Source organism: Halosimplex halobium (genome assembly GCF_051414055.1).
Taxonomy (GTDB): domain Archaea; phylum Halobacteriota; class Halobacteria; order Halobacteriales; family Haloarculaceae; genus Halosimplex; species Halosimplex halobium.
In genome coordinates this window covers 62,219-76,769 of the sequence record NZ_JBLKNX010000007.1, presented here as the reverse complement: position 1 = coordinate 76,769, position 14,551 = coordinate 62,219, and the positions used below count along the sequence as shown (strand labels likewise).

General features: G+C 70.4%; 13 protein-coding genes. 6 read left to right on the top strand and 7 right to left on the bottom strand.

Annotated features, from left to right (window positions below):
• Positions 1-94: 94 nt before the first annotated feature.
• The 3 genes from ACMGFG_RS08905 to ACMGFG_RS08895 are packed head-to-tail and all read right to left on the bottom strand — an operon-like array spanning position 95 to position 3,501.
• Positions 95-1,096 carry an LLM class flavin-dependent oxidoreductase gene (locus ACMGFG_RS08905; protein WP_436929989.1) on the bottom strand — a complete coding sequence of 334 codons (1,002 nt, stop codon included), beginning with the start codon at positions 1,094-1,096 and terminating at the stop codon, positions 95-97.
• A 49-nt stretch (positions 1,097-1,145) separates the two neighbouring features.
• Positions 1,146-2,414: a M24 family metallopeptidase gene (locus ACMGFG_RS08900; protein WP_436929988.1), complete on the bottom strand. Its 1,269-nt coding sequence runs from the start codon at positions 2,412-2,414 to the stop codon at positions 1,146-1,148.
• Between the two features lie 25 nt (positions 2,415-2,439).
• Positions 2,440-3,501: a hypothetical protein gene (locus ACMGFG_RS08895; RefSeq protein ID WP_436929987.1), complete on the bottom strand. Its 1,062-nt coding sequence runs from the start codon at positions 3,499-3,501 to the stop codon at positions 2,440-2,442.
• Between the two features lie 133 nt (positions 3,502-3,634).
• On the opposite strand from ACMGFG_RS08895, the gene ACMGFG_RS08890 reads away from it, so the two are divergent.
• The 3 genes from ACMGFG_RS08890 (at position 3,635) to ACMGFG_RS08880 (ending at position 5,887) form a co-directional block, all read left to right on the top strand.
• Positions 3,635-4,330 carry an EthD domain-containing protein gene (locus ACMGFG_RS08890; protein ID WP_436929986.1) on the top strand — a complete coding sequence of 232 codons (696 nt, stop codon included), beginning with the start codon at positions 3,635-3,637 and terminating at the stop codon, positions 4,328-4,330.
• Positions 4,330-4,980, top strand: coding sequence for an HD domain-containing protein (locus ACMGFG_RS08885; RefSeq protein WP_436929985.1), 651 nt, complete (start codon positions 4,330-4,332; stop codon positions 4,978-4,980). The genes ACMGFG_RS08890 and ACMGFG_RS08885 overlap by 1 nt, the downstream gene beginning before the upstream one ends.
• A gap of 208 nt (positions 4,981-5,188) precedes the next feature.
• A complete protein-coding gene (locus ACMGFG_RS08880) occupies positions 5,189-5,887 on the top strand; it encodes an SIMPL domain-containing protein (protein WP_436929984.1) in 699 nt (232 codons plus the stop codon).
• A gap of 44 nt (positions 5,888-5,931) precedes the next feature.
• On the opposite strand, the gene ACMGFG_RS08875 is transcribed toward ACMGFG_RS08880, so the two are convergent.
• Together ACMGFG_RS08875 and ACMGFG_RS08870 are read right to left on the bottom strand one after the other, a co-directional pair.
• On the bottom strand, positions 5,932-6,936 hold the full coding sequence (locus tag ACMGFG_RS08875; RefSeq protein WP_436929983.1) for an NAD-dependent epimerase/dehydratase family protein: 1,005 nt from the start codon (positions 6,934-6,936) through the stop codon (positions 5,932-5,934).
• A 192-nt stretch (positions 6,937-7,128) separates the two neighbouring features.
• On the bottom strand, positions 7,129-8,823 hold the full coding sequence (locus ACMGFG_RS08870) for a thiamine pyrophosphate-binding protein (protein WP_436929982.1): 1,695 nt from the start codon (positions 8,821-8,823) through the stop codon (positions 7,129-7,131).
• A gap of 100 nt (positions 8,824-8,923) precedes the next feature.
• Here ACMGFG_RS08870 and ACMGFG_RS08865 point away from each other — a divergent pair, with 100 nt between their 5' ends.
• A complete protein-coding gene (locus ACMGFG_RS08865; RefSeq protein WP_436929981.1) occupies positions 8,924-9,517 on the top strand; it encodes a nucleotidyltransferase family protein in 594 nt (197 codons plus the stop codon).
• A gap of 21 nt (positions 9,518-9,538) precedes the next feature.
• Here the strand turns inward: ACMGFG_RS08865 and ACMGFG_RS08860 are convergent, their stop codons facing one another.
• Positions 9,539-10,528 carry an ornithine cyclodeaminase family protein gene (locus ACMGFG_RS08860; protein WP_436929980.1) on the bottom strand — a complete coding sequence of 330 codons (990 nt, stop codon included), beginning with the start codon at positions 10,526-10,528 and terminating at the stop codon, positions 9,539-9,541.
• Between the two features lie 203 nt (positions 10,529-10,731).
• Between ACMGFG_RS08860 and ACMGFG_RS08855 the strand changes: the two genes are divergently transcribed.
• The gene (locus ACMGFG_RS08855) at positions 10,732-11,880 is read left to right on the top strand and encodes a Fic family protein (RefSeq protein WP_436929979.1); all 1,149 of its coding nucleotides are present in this window, start codon (positions 10,732-10,734) and stop codon (positions 11,878-11,880) included.
• Positions 11,881-12,043: 163 nt separating this feature from the next.
• The gene (locus tag ACMGFG_RS08850) at positions 12,044-12,592 is read left to right on the top strand and encodes a universal stress protein (RefSeq protein ID WP_436929978.1); all 549 of its coding nucleotides are present in this window, start codon (positions 12,044-12,046) and stop codon (positions 12,590-12,592) included.
• Positions 12,593-12,851: 259 nt separating this feature from the next.
• On the opposite strand, the gene thsB is transcribed toward ACMGFG_RS08850, so the two are convergent.
• Positions 12,852-14,501 carry a thermosome subunit beta gene (gene thsB, locus ACMGFG_RS08845; protein ID WP_436930060.1) on the bottom strand — a complete coding sequence of 550 codons (1,650 nt, stop codon included), beginning with the start codon at positions 14,499-14,501 and terminating at the stop codon, positions 12,852-12,854.
• Between the last annotated feature and the right edge of the window lie 50 nt (positions 14,502-14,551).

The following is a 14,551-nucleotide window of genomic DNA, read 5'->3' as shown; positions in this document are numbered from 1 at the left end:
CCTCGCGCGACTACGGTCGCGCGCATGAACGCGCGCTCCAGCGCGCGCCGACCGCAGTTGCCCGGTAGCTGTCGACACCGAATGCTCTCACGGTTCAGACCCGCGGTGCGACTTCCTCGCCGAGGCGCTCCATACAGTCGACCATCGCGTCGGTACCGATGCCGGGGTAGTAGGTCCGCAGGATCACGTGTACGTCGTCGCCGAGCGCCTCGCGGTAGCGCTCCAGTTCCGCGACCACGTCGTCGGGCGTCCCGAAGACCGCGTCGTCTTTCAGCTCCGCGCGGCGCTCGGCGGGGAGTTCGTCGATCGCCTCGCCCTCGTACCACTCGGCGTACCGGCGCTGGAGGTAGAAGTAGCCGTCGCGCATCGACTCCCAGGCGGCCTCGCGGGAGTCGCCGACGAAGCCGTGCGCGAGGACGTACACCTGGAAGTCGCCGTCGATGCCCTCCTCGTCGCGGACGCGGCGAATGTCCTCGACGCGCTTCTCGACCCCCTCCAGCGACAGCGACGAGGGGGCACACCAGCCGTCGCCGATGCGTGCGGCGCGGCGGACGGCCGGTTTCGCGGCGCCGCCGAGGAATATCGGCGGGTCGCCCGCGGGTTCGGGCGTCACGGTCGTCTCCGGGTCGATATCGTGGAACTCCGGGTCGACGCCGACCGGGCCCTCGGACCACGCGCCGCGCAGGAGGGCGACGGCCTCCTCGGTGCGGGCGACCCGTTCGTCCGTCGGGACGCCGAAGTTCTCGAACTCGATGTCGCGGTAGCCGATGGAAAGCCCGAGTGCGAGCCGCCCGTTCGAGAGCAGGTCGACGGTGGCGGCGTCCTCGGCGAGCCGGACCGCGTCGTAGAGGGGGGCGAGCGCGATGCAGGTGCCGACGGTCACGTCGTCGGTCGCCGCGGCGAGCGCGCCCAGCGCGGGCATCGTCCCCGGGAGGTAGCCGTCGTCGGCGAAGTGGTGCTCGGAGACCCACGCCGAGGCGAGGCCGGCGTCGTCGATGGCGCCCGCGATCGTCAGCAGCTCGTCGTAGATCGCCTCCCGCGGCCGGTCGTCGTCCGGGCGGCGCTGGCAGGTGAACAGACCGGTGCCCAGGTCCATGCCGGTCCGTTGGGCGGCCGCGGTAAAATATGCCGGTGGCGGCGCCGGGTCAGTGGTCGATCCGGGTGATCTCGGCGACGGGCCACTGGCTCAACAGTTCGACGCCGTCCTCGCGGACGACGACCATCTCCTCGACGCGGACGCCCTGGCGGTCGGCCGGCGCCTGCGTCTCGACGGCCATCGTCATCCCCGCCTCGATCTCGATGGGGTGGTCGGGCGAGACGCCGCGCCAGACCAGCGGGACCTCGTAGAGCTGGAGGCCCAGCCCGTGGGCCCAGTGGTTGGTCGTCAGCTCCCAGTGTTCGTCGGCGCCGTACCAGTCGGCGTGTTCCCCTGCCATGTCGGGGAACGCTTCGGCGACCTCGTCGGTCGTGACGCCCGGTTCGATGCGGTCGAGGACGCGATAGAGACTCTCGACAGCGGTCTCGTAGGCGTCCCGTTGCGCCTCGGTCGGCTCGCCCAGCGAGAACGTCCGGTAGTAGCAGGAGCGATAGCCCAGATAGCCGACGTTGTAGAAGTCGGCGTACAGCAGGTCGCCGGGCCGCATCGCGCGGTCGGTCGTGTTGGCCTGGTGTTTCGGCCAGGTGTTCGGCCCGGAGGTGAGATACCCCCCGCCCACGGTCGCGCCGTGGCGGTACAGTTCCCGCACGGCCTCGCCCCACACCTCCGACTCGCGGGCGCCCGGCTTCGCGGTCTCTTTGATCCGCTGGAAGCCCGCCTCGCAGACTGCCGCGACCTGCCGGAGACACTCGACCTCGTCGCGGGTCTTGGTCTTCCGGGCGTCGTGCATGAGGTCGACCGCCTCGTCGACGCGAGTCTCGATCCCCCGTTCGTCGAGTGCGTCGTGCAGCTGCCGGGCGCCCACGTCGACCCCCAGCGGCAGGTCGGCGACGCCGTACTCGCCCATCGCCTCGGCGACGAGATCCGCCATCTTTCCCGCCAGAAACGCCCGTGCCGAGTCGCTGCCCGAGGCGCGCGGGACGTTCCCCAGTCCCGGTGCGGCGTGGCGGATGTCGTCGAGCCACGGGCAGTTGTACCGCTGGTTGGCGGCGTGGTCGGCGGTGTCCCAGTGGACCACGTCCCCCTCCTCGGTCAGCAGCGTGTAGTGGTCGGCGCCGCTCCCGCCGGTCATCGCCAGCCCCGTCACGTACCTGATGTTCGGGTCCGAGACGAGCAGCAGGGCGCCCAGCGGCGAGTCCTCCAGGCGCTCCAGCGCCCGGTCGTACCGTTCCCGGCGCAGACGCTGCACGTCGATTCGCTCCTCCCAGTCGACCGCCATCGTCCCCCGCGTCCCCGCCATGTACTCGCGGTCGTGCATACGCGAGCTTCGACCGCCGAACCCATCAAGCTACGGCAAAAATTGCGAGCGGTCCCGGGGCGTCACTCCGGCGACGGCGTCGGCGTGATCGGGCGCGTCTCGGTCGCGGTCGGCGTCTCCGTGGGCGACGACTGGTCGGTCCCTGCGTCGGGGTCGACGCGCCATCCGCTTCGGTCGTCGCGGGATCCCCTTCGGTCGTCGTGGAGGCCTCCCCGACGCGGACGGTGCGGTCCATCGACCCGTCGCGCCAGTAGAGCCCGAACCGGAGGGTGTGGGGCTCCGATGGCCCCCGCTCGCTCACGGTGTGCTCGTGGTCCCACGTCGCGGTCCCGCCGGCGGGGACCGGCAGGCGAGCCGTGGCCTCGGGCGCGTACAGCGGCGCCGAGCGGTTGAGCGCCGCCACGAACGTCCCGTCGATGCTCGCGGTATTCTCGACGGTCACCGACAGCCGGATCGTCTCGCCGGGGTCGGCCGTCTCGGGCGCCGCGAACGACTGCACCGCGAACGACGCGGGCGGTCGGGCGAGCGCGGCGACGGCCTCCCCGGTCAGCGCGCGCTCGCCGCCCGGCCAGGTTATCGTCGCGGCGTCGGCGTCGAGCGGGTTCGGGACGCGGAAGACGACCCACCCCTCGGGCTCGTCGACCGGTGAGTACGGCTCGCCGTAGTCGAACAGCGCCCACCACTGCCGCCCCACGTCGACCCGGGCGGCGTAGGACTCGCCGCCGGCGACCAGCTCGATGTCCTCGGCCAGCGGGTCCGTCCCGCCCCGTCCGTCGAGCAGTGCGACCACGTACTGCTCGTCGCGGTCGCCGTAGACGCCGAACGAGTCCGGCGAACTCGGCGCGGCCAGTTCCGGGACCGCGAACGCCTCGCGGACGAAGCCGCCCGCGGTGGTCGTCCCCGTCCCGGATTCGCCGTCCGAGGGGGACTGCGTTCCACCGGCGGTCGCAGTCGGTTCGGTCCCCGTCGGTGTCTCGGTGGGCGTCGCCGACGGGGAGCCGCCGCTCGCACCGTTCGAGTCGCCCAGACAGCCCGGGACGGCGACGGCGCCCGCCGCGAGCGCGGCGAGGAGGTCGCGTCGGTTCATACCCGAGCGGACGAGCGTCCCGGATAAGGGCCTTCAGGAGGATACAGCGGTCGTTTGAACGACTGGGTCGACGCTGCGACGGGCGGCAAGTATCGCCGGAAAGTACATCCGGCCGCCACCTCGTATGTGTGGTATGCACAAGCACATCGCGCTGCTGAACCGGCGCGAGGGGGAGCGCCACGAGGCGTTCCGCGAGCGGTGGCTGGAGGAACAGGCGCCGCTCGTCCGCGATATCGAGGGCGTCGTCCGCCACCACACGGTCGTCCCGACCGATCCAGACGCCGCCGAGTTCGACGGGATCGCCGAGCGGTACTTCGAGTCGCTGGACGACCTCCAGGCTGCGGTGGGCACGGGCGAGGACGGGGTGCGGGGGGAGGGCGGCTTGCCCGCCGTCGCCGAGCGGTCGGCGTTCGTCGGCGAGGAGGTCCTCCAGCGGGACGAGACCGGGGGCGACACCGACGGGCTCTACAAGCACTCGGCGTTTCTCGTGCGGAAGGCGGGGATGAGCCACGGGGCGTTCCGCAACTACTGGGAGACCGAGCACACGCCGCTGGCCCGCGACATCGAGGGCGTCGTCCGCTACCACACGGTGTACCCCGTCGACCCCGACGACGCCGCGTTCGACGGTGTCGCCGAGCTGTACTTCGAGTCGCTGGAGGACCTGTACGACGCGCTCGGCTCGCCCGGCTCGCGGGACTACGACCCGGGCAAGGAGGTGGCCGCGGCCGCCCGCGACGACGTGGACAACTTCCTCGCCGTCGAGGAGCGGCCACGACTCATCGGCCGCGAGACGGTCCAGTTCGACGCGACCGACCGCGAGGGGTACTGATGGGCGGCGACGGGCGACGAACCGGCGACGGGGGCGACGGTCCCGGTTCGACACGAAACGAGGGGGGCGAGTACGAGCAACAGGTCCGCGACGCCTTCCCCGAACTCGACGCGGTCACCGACGAGGACCTGTGCGAGCGGGTGGTCGAAGCATGGATTCTGGGGCTCCGACGCGGCGGCTGGCGCGACATCCACGAGATCCCCTACGCCTGGAACATCCACGAGGTGAGCAACGTCGAACACACCCGCGGCGTGACGGAGATCGCGGTCGAGGCCGCCGCGGTCCAGCGGAACCGCCACGGGGCGGCGGTCGACACCGACACCGTCGTCGCGGCCTGTCTGCTGCACGACGTGGGCAAGTGCTACGAGTACGTCGCCCACGTCGACGACGACCTGGTGGATCCGGACCCGCGCTACGCCGGCGAGGCGATCCCCCACTCGCTGTCGGGCTACGCGCTCGCCCACGAGGTCGGCTGTCCGCTCGCCGTCCAGCGGGCGATCCCGCACTTCCTCGGCGAGGTCCCCGAGCGCACGCTGGCGGCCGAACTCGTCAAGAGCGCCAACGCGGCCTCCTCGAACGCGATCACCCAGGCGACGATGGGGATCTCCCTCGACGAGTGTGTCGAGCGGTACTCGCGGACGAGCGACTGACCGGCCGGGGGGCTCGACACGGGTGACGACGCGTCCGGCCGCGAACCGGGCGGCGACGCGTACGGCCGCGAACCGGGCGGCGACGCGTACGGCCGCGAACCGGGCAGCGACGCGTACGGCCGCGAACCGGGCGCCTACCGCCGGGTTGGCCGAGCGTACCCGGGATAGCGCGCGGATTACTATCCGGGGTCGGGCCGCCGACTCCCCCATGAACCGGAAACTGGCGGCGGCGGCGCTGACCGGAATCGTCCTGCTGAGCACGGTCGGGCTCGGGAGCGCCGCGCTCCTCGGCAGTGCCCAGGCGGGCAACCAGAGTTCGACCGTCACCGTCTCGGCGACGGGGACCGTGACGGCGGAACCCGACAGGGCCGTCGTCGACCTCGCCGCGACGGCGGAGGCCGACAACGCCACCGCGGCGACGGAGCGCCTGGCGGAGGACGCCGCGACGCTCCGCGACGCGCTCGACGACGAGAACCTCTCCGTCGAGTCGGTCGCCACGACGAGCTACTCGGTCTTCCAGCGGGTCGACAACGGGACGACGACCTACGTCGCCCGCCAGTCGTTCGCGGTGACGACGACCGACACCAGCGAGGCCGGTGCCGTCGTCGACACCGCCGTCGCCAACGGCGCCGCCGAGATCGACGGCGTCGCGTTCACGGTCTCCGACGAGCGTCGGCAGGACCTGCGCGCCGACGCCATCGACGCGGCGGTCGACGACGCCCGCGTCCAGGCCGAAGCCGTCGCCGACAGCACCGGACTCGCGCTCGGGGAGGTCCGCTCCGTGTCGACGGGCGACGGGAGCGGCTTCCTCGTCGAACGGGCCGCCGACGCGGGGACGACCGTCGAACCCAGCCCCGTCAGCGTCTCCGCGACCGTCGAGATCACCTACAACGCGTCCGCCGACTGAAGACACCCCCCTCGTATTCACTGTCGAACAGCGAACACGGACAGTCAGACAGGGTCGAGCCCCCGCTCCTCGCGGAGGACGGAGACGTACTCGGAGACGCCCGCTTCGAGGTCGTACTCTGGTTCGTAGCCCAGGTCCTCGCGGGCGGGCGTGATATCGAGCGTCTGCGTCCACGGCAACTCACCCTCGTCGGAGACGGAGATGTCGGCGCCGGGCACGACGGATCGGACGGTCTCGGCGGCCTCGCGGATCGTGGCGCACTCGCCGCGGACGTTGTAGATCCGCTGTGAGAGGGCAGACTCCTCGGCGAACGCGGCCTTGCGGAACGCCTGCGCGATGTCGCGGACGTACTGCCAGTCGATGACCTGGTCGCCGTACTCCACGGCGAACGACTCTCCGACCGCGGGTTTCTCGACCAGGTCCACGAGGAACGCGGAGCCGCCGGTCTCGCGGTAGGGGCCGTAGGCGACAGTCGGGCGGAGGCCGACGTGGGAGACGCCGAACGCCTCGGCGTAGACCCGCGCCTGGTGTTCGTTGTACTCCTTGGTCGCGCCGTAGAGGGTGTCCGGGTACACCAGGTCGTCCTCCGTGACCCAGGCCGTTCCGTCGCCCCCGCTCCGGCCGCCCGCGCTACTCGCGCCGCCCCCGTCCGCGTATCGGTCCGGCGGCGCGTACACCGCCGCCGAAGACGCCCACGCGACGCGCTCGACCTGATCGGAGAGCGTGCGAGCGGCCTCGAACACATTGTTCGTCCCCCCGCAGTTCACGTCGAGGGCCGCCCGCGGGTCCGCCTCGGCCGCGTCCGTCAGCAGCGCGGCGAGGTGGACCACGTGCGTCGCGCCCGTCTCCCGGACCGTCCGGACGACGGCCGTCGGGTCGGTCACGTCGCCGCGGACCACGTCTACGTCGTCGTCGACCCCCAGTTTCGCCAGCCGTGTCTCGTCGGTCGACAGGTCGAACGCGACCACGTCGTGCCCGTGGTCGACGAGGTCCGCGGCGACGTACGCCCCGATGAAGCCGGTCCCGCCGGTCACCAGTGCCGTTGCCATACCGTCCGTTCGCCCACGAACTGGAAAAAGTTGCCGCAAGATACGGTGCTGACATTTATCCCGGAGAGCGCGACCATCCCGACTCGTGCTGTGAGAGCCACCGCGGAGCGGGTCGCGGTCGCGCGGCGCGCCGCTCCGCGGGCCGACTGCGCCGCCTGCTCGCCCTCACGTCGCGTCAGCAGCAGCCGGTGTTCACTCGTGTAGCCCGCCGACCCCCTCGTAGAACGACGACGCCAGCCGGTCGGCCATCGGTTCGTCGCGGTCGATGCGCACGTCGACGACGGTGGGGCGGTCGTCGGCTTTCGCATCTACCAGCGTCGGCTTCAGGTCCCCGGGTTCCGTCACGCGGACGCCCCGGGCGCCCATCGCCCGCGCCACCGCGACGAAGTCGGTGTCCGGGAACTCCGTCCCCGGCAACTCGTCGTCCATCTGACGGACCATCCCGAGCGAGGTGTCGTTGAGGACGACGAACGTCGGCGCGACGCCCCGCTGGACGGCCGTCTCGACGGCGGTCATCGTCATCGCGAAGCCGCCGTCGCCCGCGACGGCGACGGCGTCGCGGTCGGTCACCAGCGCCGCGGCGACCGCGGCGGGCGCGGCCCACCCCATCGCCCCGACGCCGCCGCTCCCGAAGTACGTCCGCCGGGCCGGCGTCTGGAGGTAGTTGAGCAGCCAGAAGCGGTTGTTGCCCGAGTCCGCCGTCACGACCGTCTCCGCGTCGACGACCGACTCGACCGCCGCGACGGCGCGCTGGGGCTTGATCGGCACCGCGTCCGAATCGCAGGCCGGCGCCGTGAAGTCCTCGCGGGCCGCCGCCGCGCGGTCGAGCGCCCAGCTGTCCTCGTTCGATTCGTCCGGCAGCCGGTCGGCCAGCGCCGCCAGCGTCGCCCGCGCGTCGCCGATCAGCCCCACGTCCGCGGGGTAGACCCACCCGGCGTTGCGGGAGTCCACGTCGGCGTGGCAGACCGTCTGCTCGTCCGGGCGGACGAACGACGCCGCGCCCCAGTTGGTGTCCATCGGGTTGAGCCGGCAGCCGACGACCAGCAGGGTGTCGGCCTCGCTGACCGCGCGATTGGCGCCCTCGTGGCCGAACGACCCGACGACGCCGGCGGCGCGGTCGTGCGTCTCCGCGATGGTCGACTTCCCGAGGTAGGAGGTCGCGACGGCGGCGTCGGCCGCCGCGGCGACCGCCTCGAGCTCGTCGTAGGCGTTCGCCGCGTGGACGCCGTTCCCGGCGAGGATCACGGGTCGTTCGGCCCCGTCGAGCGCCGCCACCGCCCGGTCGAGGTCGCCGTCGACCGGGCGGGCGTCCCACGTCCGGGCCTGCGCCTCGTCGTCCCACAGCGGCGGAGTGGGATCGTCGGGCACCTCCTCGGTCACGGCGTCGCCGTCGAGGACGACCGCGCAGGGCCCCGGCCGACCGGCGGTCGCGTGCTTGAACGCCAGCTGGAGACTGCGAACCGTCTCGGTCGGCGTCCGCGGTTCCCAGTGCTCTGCGGTCACCCCGTCGAGGATCGACGGGAGGTCGAGGCCGCCGTAGTCGCCGCGGGATTGCTGGTACGGTGCGAGCGTCGCGTATTCGCCGCGCTCGCTCGCCTCCGTGATCACGACCATCGGCGACGAACCCAGCCGCGCCTCCATCTGACCGATGGCGCCGAGGCTCCCGATCCACGGGCCCTGGCCGGCGAGCACGCCCGGATCGCGCGTGATCCGACCGGCGGCCTCGGCCATGACGCTGGCCTCGCGTTCGTCGCGCGGCCGGACCACTTCGATGTCCGACTCCCCCAGTGCGTCGAATACCTCGATCACGCGCCCGCCGGGATAGCCGAAGACGTACGCCACGTCGAGCGCTTCCAGCGTCGCGACGATCCGCTCGGCCGTGTTCATGCCATCGAGTACCACGGCGACGGCCTTGGTAGTTCCGCGCGCCGGGACACCCCGGGCTTCCGGCGGCAGGGATTTCCCGGACGACGGCGTAGACGGCGCCGTGAGGGGCGACCCGACCGTCGCGGGCGTGCTACTGGCCGCGGGCGACAGCCACCGCTTCGGCGAGCGCGACAAACTGCTCGCGACGCTCGACGGCGAACCGCTCGTCCGTCACCCCGCTCGAACGCTCGTCGAGGCCGACATCGGCTCGACCGCGGCCGTCGTCGGCCCGGAGTCGCCGGCCGTCGCCGATGCGCTCGCCGGCGTCGGCCTCGCGGTCGTCGAGAACCCCGACGCGGCCGCCGGGCAGGCCACGTCGGTCCGGTGCGGTGTCCGATGGGCCCGCGACCGGGCCGACGCGGTCGTGTTCGCGCTCGGCGACATGCCGCGGGTCGACCCCGGGACCGTGGACCGGCTCGTCGCGGCCTATCGGGCGGGCCGCGGGTCCGCACTCGCGGCGGGCTACGACGGCCAGCGTGGCAACCCGGTCCTCTTCGACGGCCGGCACTTCGACGCGCTCGCGGCCGTCGAGGGGGACCGTGGCGGACGCGCGGTCTTCGAGGGCGCCGACGACGCGGCCGTCGTCGAGACCGGCGACCCCGGGGTCCGCACGGACGTGGACACGCCCGCCGACCTCGCCGCGCTCCGGGAGTGAGCCCGTCGCCCCGGTGACCGTTCAGAGCACGTCGGTGTCGACCAGCGAGACGACCTCGCCCACGTCGTGCTCGGCGGCGTACTCGTAGACGACGTGGCTGGCCGCCACGTCCTGGATGGCCAGGCCCGTCGAGTCGAAGACGGTCACGCCGGTCTCGGGCGTGCGCCCGGGCTTCTCGCCGACGACGATCTCGCCGAGTTCCCCGTGGATGTCCGCGTCGGAGAGGGCGCCCTCGCTCCAGGGGACGTTGATCTCCCCCGAGTGGGTGCACTGCTCGTAGTCGTCGATGACGAGCGTCGCGTCCAGCAGGATCTCGTCGGCGATCTCGTGTTTCCCGGCGGCGTCGGCGCCGATTGCGTTGACGTGGGTGTGGTCGCCGACGCTGTGGACGATCGGCTCCTCGACGGGTGTCACCGTCGAGAGCACGTCGCAGCGGGCGGCCTCCTCGATGGTCCCGCCGCGCACGTCGAACCGGTCCTCGAACGCGGCGACGAACTCGTCGACCGCCTCCTGGTCGCGGTCGGCGACGACGACCTCCTCGATGGGCCGGACGGTCGCGACCGCCTCCAGTTGCGTGTACGACTGCACGCCCGCGCCGACGATGCCCATCGTCCGGGCGTGCTCGACGGCGAGGTGGTTCGTCGCGACGGCCGCAGCGGCGCCGGTGCGCTTGCGCGTTATCGTCGTCCCGTCGAGCAGCGCGAGCGGGAAGGCGGTCTCGGGGTCGGAGTAGACGACGGTGCCCATCACCGTCGGGAGGTCGTGGTCGGCGGGGTTGTCGGGGTGGACGTTGACCCACTTGACCGCCGCGGCGTCCCACTCGCCGGCGTCCAGGTACGCGGGCATCGACCGGAAGTCGCCGTTGTACGCCGGCAGGTCGATGTAGGTCTTGGCGGGCATCTGCGTGTCGCCCCGCGCGTCGGCGGCGAAGGCGTCCTCGACCGCGGAGACGACCGCCGGCATCTCCGCGGCTTCCTCGACGGCGTCGGGGTCCAGAAGTAGCGTCTGCATACCGTGTATATAAATCCTGAACTCACTTCAATCGGTGTGGAACCACGGGCACCTGTATCTCTGAAATCCACTCGCGGGCGTCGTTTTGCTTAGCAGCCGGTCGTGATCGGAGCGTATATATTTGATCTTCCCGGAGGCTTGTTTTGAGCACAAGACATTCATAAGATGTTTGTCTTAGCGTGTAGAGCAGGGCGCTAAGCAAAATGAATCCACCGACGCTTCCGGGTCGGGCTCCGGGTACGTACGTACCGTACGGTCGCCGGTCGTACTATCGTCCGGACCCACTCCCGCCCGAAGCCAACTTCGAGTTCGACGACGATTTCAGGGACGCATTGCAGGAGACGATCTTCCAGCTGGGGAGGCTCGACGGGATCAGTCGCGAATCGCCGGCCAATCCGCTCCTGTACACGACACTCGTACGCAGGGAAGCGGTCGAGTCGACGCTCATCGAGGGCGGTCAGCTCACGCTCGAGGACGTGTTTCGGCGCTCGGAGATCGAAACGGGTTCGACGGTAGAGAAAGACATTCAGGAGGCGCTCAACTACGAGCGCGTCGTTCGAAAGGGGGCAGAGGAAGTCGAGGAATCCGGGGAAATAACCGTAGCGCTACTGAAAGACCTGCACTCGGAACTTCTGGAGGATGTCCGCGGCGAAACCGAGCCGCTCGGGGAGTTCCGGACGGATCCGACCCACATCCCGTCGCCGGAAGCGGGCATCGAACCGTTCGTTCCACCCGCGCCCGACCACGTGGACGGACTGATGGAAAACCTCGAAGATTTCATGCAGTCGGGGAGCGAGCACCACGACCTCGTCAACGTCGGTATCGTCCACTACCAGTTCGAGACGATACATCCGTTCGCCGACGGGAACGGGCGCCTCGGTCGCATCCTCATAACCCTGCAGTTGATCCGGAACGGGTTCCTCTCCAGACCGTACCTGTATCCGAGCGCCTACTTCAACAGACACAAAGTCGAGTACGCGAAGCGGATGCGTGCCGTCAGCGAGCGCGGAGAGTGGGAGCCCTGGCTGGAGTTCTTCGTCGAGGGAATCCGGGCGCAGGCGAGCGAAGCCGTGGAGCGAACCGAGCGGTTGCAGGACCTCCGCCAGCGCTACGAACACCAGTACGGGCACGGGAAGACCGCGGCCGACAGGCTCGCGTTGCGACTCTTCGAGCAGCCGTATCTCACGGTCGCGGAGGCGGCCAACATTCTGGAGATGTCGGAGCAGTCGGCCAGAAACGGGATCACGGAACTCGTCGACCAGGGCGTACTCGAGGAGGTGACCGGGAAGGAGCGATACCAGGAATTCAAGGCTGTCGACATCTTCGACGTTCTCAACGAACCGCTTGAATAGACGCGCAGAGATGCGCCGAACTGACCGTGCAGCGGGTCACTTCTCCGCCTGACGTTCCGCCGCCGCGCACGCAGACACCCAACCGGCCCAACGGATCCCGATCCCGCTGCAGGGGGAACAGTTTTCCCGCTACTTGGTGTACGTTAACACGGGTGACATACCCATGTACACAGTCCTGCTGCCGGTCGACATGGCGGAGTCGCGGGCGACGGCACAGGTAGAGACGGCGATCGGGTTGCCCAGCGCGACCGAGGACGTCGAGGTGAAGCTGTTGCACGTGTTCCGGGAGGCCGACCGGGCCGAGGAGGCGTCACCGCTCCAGCTCAGGGCGGGCGAGCACGCCTACGAGCGCCTTGAGGAGGCCGGCCTCGACGTGGAACCGATGACCCGGTACGGCGACCCGGCCTCGGGTATCCTGGCGGCCGCGGACGAGGCGGACGCGGACATGATCCTGCTCGGCGGGCGCAAGCGGTCGCCGCTCGGGTCGGTCCTGTTCGGCAGCGTCAGCCAGGAGGTCACGCTCGACGCCGAGCGGCCCGTGGTCGTCACCGGCGACCGCGAACAGCAGCACATCCCGAGCCACCGCTGTCAGAGCTGCGGCGAGGAGTACTACACCGACGACGACATGACGATCCCCTCGTGTCGCAACTGCGGCGGCACGAAGGTCGAGCGCGTCGGCGAGGAGTCCGAGGAACCGGCGCCGACGGCGTAACGCGGCCCGAGAACGGGAAGGACGATCAGCGAGCGGTACGGCGGTCGACGGGTAAGCATCCGGCGCCGAAGCGCCGGTTCGCCGTCAGAGCAAAGCTCTGACGAGCCTGCGGTCGTTCGCGGTGCTCACTCCCGCAGACACCGGACGCGAGGGAGCGAAGCGACCGACGCGTCCAGCTTTTTTCCCCAAGTTTTTCGAGCGGAGGATTCCCACAGCGCGCCTCCGGCGCGCAAGGAACTCTCCGCTCGAAAAAGTGGGCTTACATCATGCCGCCCATGCCGCCGCCCATGCCGCCCATGCCGCCGCCGGGGCCGCCGGGGCCGCCCTCGTCCTCGTCGCCCTCGGTCGAGAGGTCGCCGGCGGCGATGATGTCGTCGATCTTCATGACGAGGTTCGCAGCCTCGGAGGCCGAGGAGACGGCCTGCTCCTTGGCGTGGGCGGGTTCGACGACGCCGGTCTCGAAGGTATCGACGACCTCGCCCTCGTGGACGTCGAGGCCGGCGTGTTCGTCGCCGTCCTCGTGGGCGGCGCGCAGGTCGACCAGCGTGTCGATGGAGTCGAGGCCGGCGTTCTCGGCGAGCACGCGCGGGACGAGCTCCAGCGAGTCGGCAAAGGCCTCGACGGCCAGCTGCTCGCGGCCCTCGACGGAGTCGGCGTAGTCGCGGACGCGGCCGGCGAGTTCGACCTCGGTGGCGCCGCCGCCCGCGAGGACGCGCCCGTCGGCGACGGTGGAGGCGACGACGTCGAGCGCGTCGTTGACGCCCCGCTCGAGCTCGTCGACGACGTGGTCGGTCGAGCCGCGCAGCAGCAGCGTCGCACCGTGGCCGCTGCCCTCGACGTAGAACAGCTCGTCGTCCTCGTCGCGGGTGACCTTGCCCTCGGTGATGTCGTCGGCGGTGACGGAGTCGATGTCCGAGACGATGCGCGATTCGAGCACCTCGGAGACGAACTCGATGTCGGACTTCTTGACGCGGCGGACCGCCAGGATGCCCTCCTTGGCGAGGTAGTGCTGGGCCATGTCGTCGATGCCCTTCTGGCAGAAGACGACGTTGGCGCCGGCGTCCTTGATGGTCTCGACCATCTCCTGGAGCCGCTCCTCCTCCTGCTCGATGAAGTCCTGGAGCTGGTCGGGGCTATCGAGGTTGAGCTGGGCGTCCGTCTCGGTCTCCTCGACCTCGATGGGCGTGTCGAGCAGGAGGACGTTGGCGTCCTCGACGGTCTCGGGCATGTCGCTGTGGACGGCGTCCTTGTCGATGATGCCGCCCTCGAGCAGGTCCGACTCGGAGACCGCGCGGCCCGTCTGGGTCTGGATGTTGAGGAACTGCAGGTCCGGGACGTGGCTGCCGTCGTCGGCCTCGACGGTGACCGCCTGGATGGCCTCGACGACCAGGTCGACGAGCACGTCCTTGTTGAGCTCGGCGCCCTTGCCGGTCATGGAGGTCTCGGCGACCGACTTGAGGATCTCCTCGTCGCTCGGGTCGACCTCGGTGGCGATCTCGCCGATCTCCTCTTTGGCCTTGCTGCTGGCCATGTTGAACCCGCGGATGATCGAGGTGGGGTGGATGTCCTGCTCGAGCAGGTCCTCGGCGTTCTTCAGGAGTTCGCCCGCGATGGCAACTGCCGTCGTCGTGCCGTCGCCGGCCTCGTCCTCCTGGGCCTCGGCGACCTCGACGATCATCTCCGCGGTCGGGTTGTCGATGTCCATCTCGGTGAGGATGGTCACACCGTCGTTCGTGACGGTTACGTCGCCGAGCGAGTCGACGAGCATCTTGTCCATCCCCTTCGGCCCGAGTGTCGACCGGACCGACTCGGCGACCGCCCGCGCCGCCGAGATGTTGTGGCTCTGCGCGTCCTTGTCCTTCATGCGCTGGGAGTCCTCGCCCAGAATAATCATGGGCTGACCCTGCATTCGCTGCTGACTCATGTTCATCCGGGAGTATGAATGTGCTTCTATATAAA

Bases quoted from the DNA above. Each gene is read 5' to 3' on its own strand.
- ACMGFG_RS08885 (WP_436929985.1), top strand. From the start codon at position 4,330: ATGGGCGGCGACGGGCGACGAACCGGCGACGGGGGCGACGGTCCCGGT.
- ACMGFG_RS08900 (WP_436929988.1), bottom strand. From the start codon at position 2,414: ATGCACGACCGCGAGTACATGGCGGGGACGCGGGGGACGATGGCGGTC.
- ACMGFG_RS08875 (WP_436929983.1), bottom strand. From the start codon at position 6,936: ATGGCAACGGCACTGGTGACCGGCGGGACCGGCTTCATCGGGGCGTAC.
- thsB (WP_436930060.1), bottom strand. From the start codon at position 14,501: ATGCAGGGTCAGCCCATGATTATTCTGGGCGAGGACTCCCAGCGCATG.
- ACMGFG_RS08895 (WP_436929987.1), bottom strand. From the start codon at position 3,501: ATGAACCGACGCGACCTCCTCGCCGCGCTCGCGGCGGGCGCCGTCGCC.
- ACMGFG_RS08870 (WP_436929982.1), bottom strand. From the start codon at position 8,823: ATGAACACGGCCGAGCGGATCGTCGCGACGCTGGAAGCGCTCGACGTG.
- ACMGFG_RS08880 (WP_436929984.1), top strand. From the start codon at position 5,189: ATGAACCGGAAACTGGCGGCGGCGGCGCTGACCGGAATCGTCCTGCTG.
- ACMGFG_RS08850 (WP_436929978.1), top strand. From the start codon at position 12,044: ATGTACACAGTCCTGCTGCCGGTCGACATGGCGGAGTCGCGGGCGACG.
- ACMGFG_RS08890 (WP_436929986.1), top strand. From the start codon at position 3,635: ATGCACAAGCACATCGCGCTGCTGAACCGGCGCGAGGGGGAGCGCCAC.
- ACMGFG_RS08855 (WP_436929979.1), top strand. From the start codon at position 10,732: ATGAATCCACCGACGCTTCCGGGTCGGGCTCCGGGTACGTACGTACCG.
- ACMGFG_RS08905 (WP_436929989.1), bottom strand. From the start codon at position 1,096: ATGGACCTGGGCACCGGTCTGTTCACCTGCCAGCGCCGCCCGGACGAC.
- ACMGFG_RS08860 (WP_436929980.1), bottom strand. From the start codon at position 10,528: ATGCAGACGCTACTTCTGGACCCCGACGCCGTCGAGGAAGCCGCGGAG.